We start from the raw sequence: 7304 nt of genomic DNA, 5'->3' as shown, positions 1-7304 counted from the left end.
CTTGGGCACCGCGACATCCTCCCAGCTCACCATCACGGCAAGCCAACTCAGATGTCACCTACTGGTGCAGCAGACCCTTTTAATCCGGAAAGGGAACGTGACACCAGGACCGTCATCGATCGACCCGGACGAGGACGCGACCGCACGTTCAATCAGCTTCCTCGCGAACACAGGTGGCGTCGCGCAATATCGGTCGATCGATCGGCGCTGAAACCGAGCACAATCACGGATGAGCGGCAACTCCCGGCGCACTCCCGCGCACGAACGAGGTTGCCCAGCCCGTAACCGAGGTGGTCGCCACCGCGAAGCCGCACGACGAGCCGCTGCCCGACACGAACCCCGGCATTCGCAGTTCGACTCGCCCGGCCGCCCAGGACCAACAGCAGGTCCAACGCCGGCGTCAATAGCGAATCTCTCGCCGGCGCCGACGCTCAAGCCTTCTTTCCCGCCGAGTTCGCAGCTTTGTGCGCCTCGGTAAGCAGGGCCTGCTACCACTGCACACGTGTCGAGAGCGGGACCCGTGCCGCCGTGCCGGACTCCTCCACCCGGCGCCGTCGCGACGTCCGGTTCGCCATGCTGCGCAACCGCACCCACCAACCATGCGGACCGGCGGCAACCCTCGCCTCGCCGGCGCCGGTTGCTGCTCGACCCAACCATTGGAATCCTCCCCCCGGACAGATTGCCCTCCATTTACAGAGTACGGATTTTGCCCACATGCGACACGACTCTGCATCAATTCACCCGATGAGCGTAGCGCTGCTCCGGCATGCCACTCAGCCGCGCGCCAACGTCGATTTCGGTGAGCTTTATTTGTCCATTGAGGATCGTCCGGAGATCGCAGCAACGGAATGGGCGTTTTCGGTGGGCGGCAGCAGCCATCGTCTGGCGATGCCCCCGTCCGCGCCCAGTTCAGGCGGTTGTGCCGACTGCGCCGTCGCAGCACCTCCGGCCAGTGCCGTCCGATCCGAGTACGGCCGGTTGCGGCTCCAGCCCGACGTTTACGAACTGTTCACGAAGGCCGCCGACCCTCGCGGTGCAAACGGCGCACCGGCCGGCTCCGCGGTTCCCCGACGGCCAGTTCCACATCCACCTGTGTGCGGCAGGCATGCCGGTGCCGACCGCGACGGTACTGGCCAGGCTGCTGCACAGCACCGGCATCCCGGCCGCCCGGCCCCGTCCGAGGTGGACGAATGAGCCGCACTGTGGCGCTCTGAACTCGCGTTCCGGCAGGTGCTGCTGGTGTTCGACGACGTCGCGGATCCCGCCCAGGTCGAGCCGCTGCCGCCCCGCGACCGGCTCGAGCGCGGCGCTGATCACCGGCCGGCCGGCAGCCTGCACGCCGACGGCGCGGTCCGCGTGCGGCTCGGGCCGTTGTCTGCGGCCGAGGCCGCGCGCTGTTCCGCGCGGCCTCGGCCGTAGAACGCGGTGCGGTCGCGGACGAGCCGGCCGTCGCCGAGCCCGTGCGACGCTGCCACAGCCTTCCGGGTGCGGTGCGCGAAGCCGCGGCAGCGCCGGGCACCCGCTCGGCTCATCCACTGTGGACCGTTCGGCAGCACGAACCCGGGAAAGTCGTCTGAGTCACGAGCATCGACAACGACCTGAGCGATCGGAAACGGCAGCTACTCATGCTGTTCACGGCCGGCTACACCGACGAGTCGGCGGCGGTGCGGCTGGGCGTCTCGGTCCGCACCGTGCGCCGGATGGTCTCCGGCCTCATGGGCTCGGCGGCCAGTCGGCGGCCCTCCAGGGAGGCTCGCAGCAACCGGGGATCGTGCCCGTCTCGCAGCGGGTACGCCGCACTGATCAGGCCCCGGCACAGCTCCTCGAACGCGGCAGCGTCGCGGAACCCAGGCGCAAGCCGCACCACGGTCTTCGCGACCGGCCCCTCTCGGCGACGAGGGTCGGATCGTTCGGACCGGTGCGGTGTCCTGGCTTCCCGGATTTCCCTTTCCTGGACCGTGGCATGTCTGGTTTCTAGCCCACCGTCGTGGGGACCGGTCCCCATCGCTCGTGCCCGGCCGAGGCCGGTCTGCGCCAGACGGCGTGACCTACGAAATCGACCTGTCGGACGAGAACGCCGCAGCCCTGCGCGACGAACTGGCCCGCTACGTCGGCGCCGGCCGTCGCATCGGCGGCCGCAAGGTTCGCGTCGCCACCGGCCAGTCGACAACCACCAACGCGTCCGACCGTGAGCGCAACCAGCAGATCCGCGCCTGGGCCAACGCGAACGGCTACGAGGTCTCCGAGCGGGGACGCCTGTCCTCCGAGGTGATCGCCGCCTACGAGCAGGCTCAGGTCGCCGAGGCGGATGTACCGGGGAACATGCCGGCATTCGGAGCCAGGTCGAAAGATAGGGGCTGATCAACCGAAAGGCGCCTGTGGCCCGCAGGTGCGAGCGCGCCGCCAATGACAGGCCCAACGATCATTCTGCTCCGGCTCTTCAAACTCTCGGCCGTCCAGACCCCTGCTTGCTCTCGTCATGAAGAGAGACAGGTCGCTCGGTCATCAATTTCCATGCGCGAGGTACATCGCGGTGCGGCGGCCGCGAATTCACCCTCCCGCCGAGCGAGCCCGAGGTACTGCTGTTTCGGCCATAAGACTACAGCACCCAACGAAGGTGTCTTCACGTCTCAGGCGAGCAAGGACTCGTTTGAGACGCTCTCGTCGAACCCGATCAGTTCGTTTCAACCCGACAATGCAGGCATCCAGGTAATCAGCCGGGGACTGTAACACCACCGCATGTCGAAGCGACACCGTTGTTCGAGGCACGTCGAACCCTGCTCCGGCGGGTGGATGCGCGACCCACGCCTCCCATGAGCAACCAGACATCACCGGCATGAGCCTGCTTGCCAAGTGAACGTCTCAGAAAGGACGGTGCCTCGGTGTTGAGCCGGAGACAACTGCTCGTGACCACGGCCGGCACCGGCCTGGCCGGAGTCACCGCAGCCTGTGCCGCACCGGCGGTTCCGGCTGCCGTGGAAGGCGGAGGTGCCATAGTCGCAGGCGTGACGGCCTCCGCATGGTTCAAGGAGTTCACCACGGGCATCGCGGCGGAACTGGCGACCAAGACGGTCGACGCCGCCGAATGGGTCTTCACCGAAGCATGGAAGAAGTGGGAAGAGCCGACCAAAGCAACGTCGCATAAGGCCGCGAAGGATCAAAACCTGAAGTGGCACAGCGCGGCCGCATACGGACACATAGTTCCTGGAACCAGCCTCGTTTCGGTCGGCCCGGCCAAGGAGTGGAACCCCGCGATCGACCGGCTGGCATGCGTCCGCGACACGGGCGAGAGTGTTCTTCTCGAACACTGGGCCTGGAAGGCCGTACTGGCGTACGTAAAGACCGAGCTCGACGGTAAGAGGGATGACGCCTACCTGAATCACCTCAGCTCCTCATGGCGACGTTGATGCCCCACGCGGCCGGCAGTTCGGGTACCAGTCCAAGAGGCACTGCAAAGTGGATGAACTTCCCTGCGAAGGACGGCGAGGTGGAGATCGTGACCTTCACGAACGACAGCAAACCCAAGGTGACGGTGACAGCGACGGGTTTGTTCACAAAATCTCCCGGTACTCCGAAGATGCGCACCTTCGATCTCACCTGACCATCAGAGCCGAACGCTGCACACGGAGCCTGTTCGCCCCCCTGAGCAGGTCCTCTCTTCGAGCAAGGGAACCGGTCATCGGCTTGGCGCAGCCGATGGGGTTCCGCGGGTTTTGGCTTGCGCGGTCAGGTGGCAGCCGGTGGTGAGATCAAGAACGACGTTCTTGTCGGCTCCGAATGACAGAGCGGCGCCGAAGCTGTCGGTAAGGGCGAGCTGGTAGTAGCTGGGCGCGTCGGAAGAAAGCGTGACGGTGGTGAAGCCGGCGCGTGCGGCGGTGTCGGTGACCGTTTTCTTCGCTCCGGTCCAGAATGCGGGGTCGGCGGGCGTGGGGGCGTACCACAGAGCGAGGTGGGTTCGGGCTGCGTCGTAGTCGTCCAGGTCGGCGAATTCGGGGGCGCAGCTGCGGGTGACGGCGTTGGGTTTCTGGGTCCAGGGGCCGATCGAGCCGGTGTGCTCGAGGGCGTCGCGGCGCTTCTGTAGCAGGGCGGTGTAGGAGCTGACGATCTCGTCGATGGTGGGTCTCTGCAGGAGGGTCGCAAATTGCTGCTGGCGGCTGGGCATAGCGGCTTCAGAGGCGGGCGGACTGGTGCCGCAGGCGGTGACGAGGGCCAGGGCCGCCAAGGTGACGGCGGCGGTGCGGCTTCGTCGGGCCATGGCGGTCAGTTGCCCGCGATTGCGTACTGGGGCTGTCCACTGACGATCGCGGCGATGTTGTAGAGGCTGGTGCTGTCGGCGCTGCCGCCGCGTCGTACCCGCCGATGCCCGCGTTGAGCGCAGTGAACTGGGCCGGGCTGATCCGGCCGTGTTCCAGTGCGGTCAGTCCGTATTGGTCACCGGTGTTGTCGACGAGGCCGCGGACGAAACCGGCTTTCGGGTCACGGCCGAACTGGTTGGCGTACTGCTCGGCGACACTGCACTTGACACCGGTGGGGTTGGTGGCTGGGTCGTAGATCGCCGGGGCCGGGATCGCGGTGTTGTCGTCGGTAGCGATCCCGTGGTTGCAGCTGCCGGTCGCGGTGAGGCGGCTCGCGTAGCTGTTGTCCCAGGATGTGCAGCTGTCGTAATCGAGGAATCCCGCCACGGCCTGCCGGTCGGCGGCGCTGAAGGTGGTGCCCGGCTTCGCGAAGTACCGGTCGAGCAGCCGGCAGGCTCCGGCGACGTTGAGCACCGTGAAGGGATCGGGGAAGGAGAAGCCGGGGATGATGCCGTCCAGGATGCCGGGGTAGGCGTCGGCGATGTCGTATTGCTGGATCGATCCGCCGGATCCGCCCCAGCCGATCGTGTGCGCCACCGGTCCGCAGGTGGTGATGAAGTGTTCCTTGACCATCATCGCCGCCTCGGCCGAGATGATCGTGGAGCAGTTGTTTTCCAGGACGTTGAGGCTGGACGAAGCGACCGCGTACCCCTGCGACAGGAACAGGTCGTCGAGCACGTCTCCGGTGCTGCTGCCCTGGTGGTGCCCGCCGTTGCAGCCGCCGCCGAAGGAGTAGACCAGCCTCCGGTTCCAGCTCGTGTCCGGCCGCAGCGGCGACGGCTCGTGCCCGTCGTAGAGCGCGGCAATCCGGTAGACGGCGCGGTCGATCGTGCCGGTTTCGACCCGGATGACGTAGGGCATCGCGCGGCCGTCGACCTTGGCGGTCGCCAGGTCGGCGGGGCGGCCGTCCGGGTCGGCCAAGGCCCGGAAGGCGCCGCCGGCGGTGCGGTACTGGTAGCTGACCAGGGGTGGCGCGGAACACGACGGGCCGGTGGCCGGCGCGAGGCCGAACGCGGTGGTCTCGCAGTAGAAGGGCTGCTGCTGGGGTCCGGAGAACACGGGGCCCGAGGCGGCGTGGTCGACCACCGTCAGCGCGGCCTGACGACGACCGGATTCCGCCACGAGATGGTGCACTCCGGGGCGTAGCCCGCGCACGAGCCCGAGGAAGCTCCCGTCCGCCTGTCTCGTCAGGCCCGCCACCGGGCGGCCGTCGGCCCGCAGGACGACCGAGCCGGCTGCGGTCAGCCGGACCAGGACCTCCGGGCCGCCGACGAGGCCCGGTCGCGGGTTGGACACGGTGGTGATGGTGACGCCGGGCCCGTCACCCGCTGAAGCGGTCGCCGGCACGGCAGCGGCCAGCAGCGCGACGCTGGCCAGTCCGGCCGCGGCGGACCAGGTTCTGTGGTGTGCGGGTCGCATGGCTCACGCCTCCGTGGCGAGGCCGGTGATCGCCGCGACGTCCGCGCCGGACAGCTCGATTTCCGCTGCCGCCAGGTTGTCCTTCAGGTGCACGACGCTGGTCGTGCCCGGGATCGGCAGCATCACCGGCGAGCGGTGCAGCAACCACGCCAGCGCGATCTGCCGGGCCGTCACCCCGTGCCGGGCGGCGATCGGCTCGATCTCCGCCATGACCGTGTCCGGGGCCGGGCCTTCGGTGAGCGTGACCGGGTGCCAGGGCGAGAAGACCACGCCCCTTTCCTCGGCGGCCCGCAGCAGGTCCGCGCCGGTGCGCGCACCGGCGTTGAAGTGAGCCGTGACCGCCGCGATCTCCACGATCTCCTGCGCGGCCCGGAACTGTTCGAGCGTCACATTGGACAGTCCGATGTGCCGGATCAGTCCTTCCTCCCGCAGTGCTGCCAAGGTGGCGACCTGGTCCTCGAACGGCGCATCGGTGGCGCGGCCGCTGTGCAGGTAGTACAGGTCGATCGTGTCGACACCCAGCCGGCGCGCGCTCAGGTGGGCGCTTTGTCGCAAATAATGGGGGTTGCCGACGGCGCCGAGCGTGGCGTAGTCGAAGCCGCCGCGCACGAATCCGCCTTTGGTCGCGATGACCAGGTCGTCGGGGTAGGGGTGCAGTGCGTCGTGGATGAGAACCTCGTTGGTGTGCGGGCCGTAGACGTCGGCGGTGTCGAGGAACGTGACACCGGCGTCGACGGCCGCGCGCAGGACGGCGATGCCGCCGTCGCGATCGGGGTACTCGCCCCAGACCTGCTTCCCCGTCAGCTGCATGGCACCGAACCCGATCCGGCCGACCCGCAGGTCACCGCCGATGGTGAGGACATTCGAAGTCATCCGGACCTCCTGCTAGAGTGATAGTCGACTTCTCACTTTAACGGAGTCCAGTTATCACTTTCAAGAGGTGGAGATACCCCGCTTGACACTCGCCGAGCTGCTCGCCGAACGTCGCCCGCACCGCGCCGACGCCCGGCGCAACTTCGATGCCCTGGTCGCCGCCGCCACCGAGGCGTACACGGAGCTCGGCGCGGACGTGCCCATGGAGGAGATCGCCCGGCGCGCCGGGGTCGGCATCGCCACGCTGTACCGCAACTTCCTGACGCGGACGGATCTGATGGAGTACGTCTACCTGACCTCGGTCGACGAGCTCGTCCGGTACGGGCGGCAACTCGACCGGGCGGACCCGTGGGCGGCGTTGTCGGGCTGGCTGAGCCGGTTCGTCACGCACCTGGCCACCAAGCACGTGCTCACGACGGTCCTCACCCGGGAATCCGCGGCGTACCTGCCCGGCCGGGAAGCGATCTACGGGGTCGCCGGCCCGCTGATCGAGCTGGCCCACCGAGCCGGGGTGGTGCGTGCCGACGTCACCGCCGACGACGTCATGCGCTTGGTGTTCGCGGTGACCGCCGGGATCTACGTCGACGACGCGCAGCGCGAGCGCGCCATCGGGATCGTGCTCGACGGGATCCGTCCCTCGGCGAGGTGACGCGGGCG

Annotated in this window: 9 protein-coding genes; 5 read left to right on the top strand and 4 right to left on the bottom strand. The window is 68.0% G+C overall.

What is annotated here, in order from left to right; all coding sequences use genetic code 11:
• Nucleotides 1–211 (top strand): hypothetical protein (locus Q5425_RS36040; RefSeq protein WP_308676852.1); only part of this gene is annotated, 211 nt, incomplete at its 5' end.
• A gap of 1028 nt (nucleotides 212–1239) precedes the next feature.
• Nucleotides 1240–1419, top strand: coding sequence for a hypothetical protein (locus Q5425_RS36035; protein ID WP_308676851.1), 180 nt, complete (start codon nucleotides 1240–1242; stop codon nucleotides 1417–1419).
• A 223-nt stretch (nucleotides 1420–1642) separates the two neighbouring features.
• Here the strand turns inward: Q5425_RS36035 and Q5425_RS36030 are convergent, their stop codons facing one another.
• Entirely contained in the window at nucleotides 1643–1864 is a 222-nt protein-coding gene (locus tag Q5425_RS36030) for a hypothetical protein (RefSeq protein WP_308676850.1), read from the bottom strand.
• Nucleotides 1865–2010: 146 nt separating this feature from the next.
• Here Q5425_RS36030 and Q5425_RS36025 point away from each other — a divergent pair, with 146 nt between their 5' ends.
• Entirely contained in the window at nucleotides 2011–2361 is a 351-nt protein-coding gene (locus Q5425_RS36025) for an Lsr2 family protein (RefSeq protein WP_396135325.1), read from the top strand.
• Nucleotides 2362–2906: 545 nt separating this feature from the next.
• Entirely contained in the window at nucleotides 2907–3407 is a 501-nt protein-coding gene (locus tag Q5425_RS36020) for a hypothetical protein (protein WP_308676849.1), read from the top strand.
• A gap of 269 nt (nucleotides 3408–3676) precedes the next feature.
• Here Q5425_RS36020 and Q5425_RS36015 read toward each other — a convergent pair whose 3' ends face one another.
• The 3 genes from Q5425_RS36015 to Q5425_RS36005 are packed head-to-tail and all read right to left on the bottom strand — an operon-like array spanning nucleotide 3677 to nucleotide 6647.
• Nucleotides 3677–4162, bottom strand: a complete 486-nt coding sequence (locus tag Q5425_RS36015; RefSeq protein ID WP_308676848.1) for an LppA family lipoprotein — start codon at nucleotides 4160–4162, stop codon at nucleotides 3677–3679.
• 7 nt (nucleotides 4163–4169) lie between these two features.
• Complete coding sequence (locus Q5425_RS36010) at nucleotides 4170–5774, bottom strand: DUF6351 family protein (RefSeq protein WP_308676847.1); 1605 nt, start codon at nucleotides 5772–5774, stop codon at nucleotides 4170–4172.
• Between the two features lie 3 nt (nucleotides 5775–5777).
• Complete coding sequence (locus Q5425_RS36005) at nucleotides 5778–6647, bottom strand: aldo/keto reductase (RefSeq protein WP_308676846.1); 870 nt, start codon at nucleotides 6645–6647, stop codon at nucleotides 5778–5780.
• A 67-nt stretch (nucleotides 6648–6714) separates the two neighbouring features.
• Between Q5425_RS36005 and Q5425_RS36000 the strand changes: the two genes are divergently transcribed.
• Nucleotides 6715–7296 (top strand): TetR family transcriptional regulator, encoded by a 582-nt coding sequence (locus Q5425_RS36000; RefSeq protein WP_308676845.1) that lies wholly within the window; start codon nucleotides 6715–6717, stop codon nucleotides 7294–7296.
• Nucleotides 7297–7304: the final 8 nt, after the last annotated feature.

The organism is Amycolatopsis sp. A133 (assembly GCF_031082405.1).
Taxonomy (GTDB): Bacteria; Actinomycetota; Actinomycetes; order Mycobacteriales; family Pseudonocardiaceae; genus Amycolatopsis.
The sequence above is the reverse complement of the archived record's forward strand: the minus strand, read 5'-3'. Positions and strand labels throughout refer to the sequence as shown.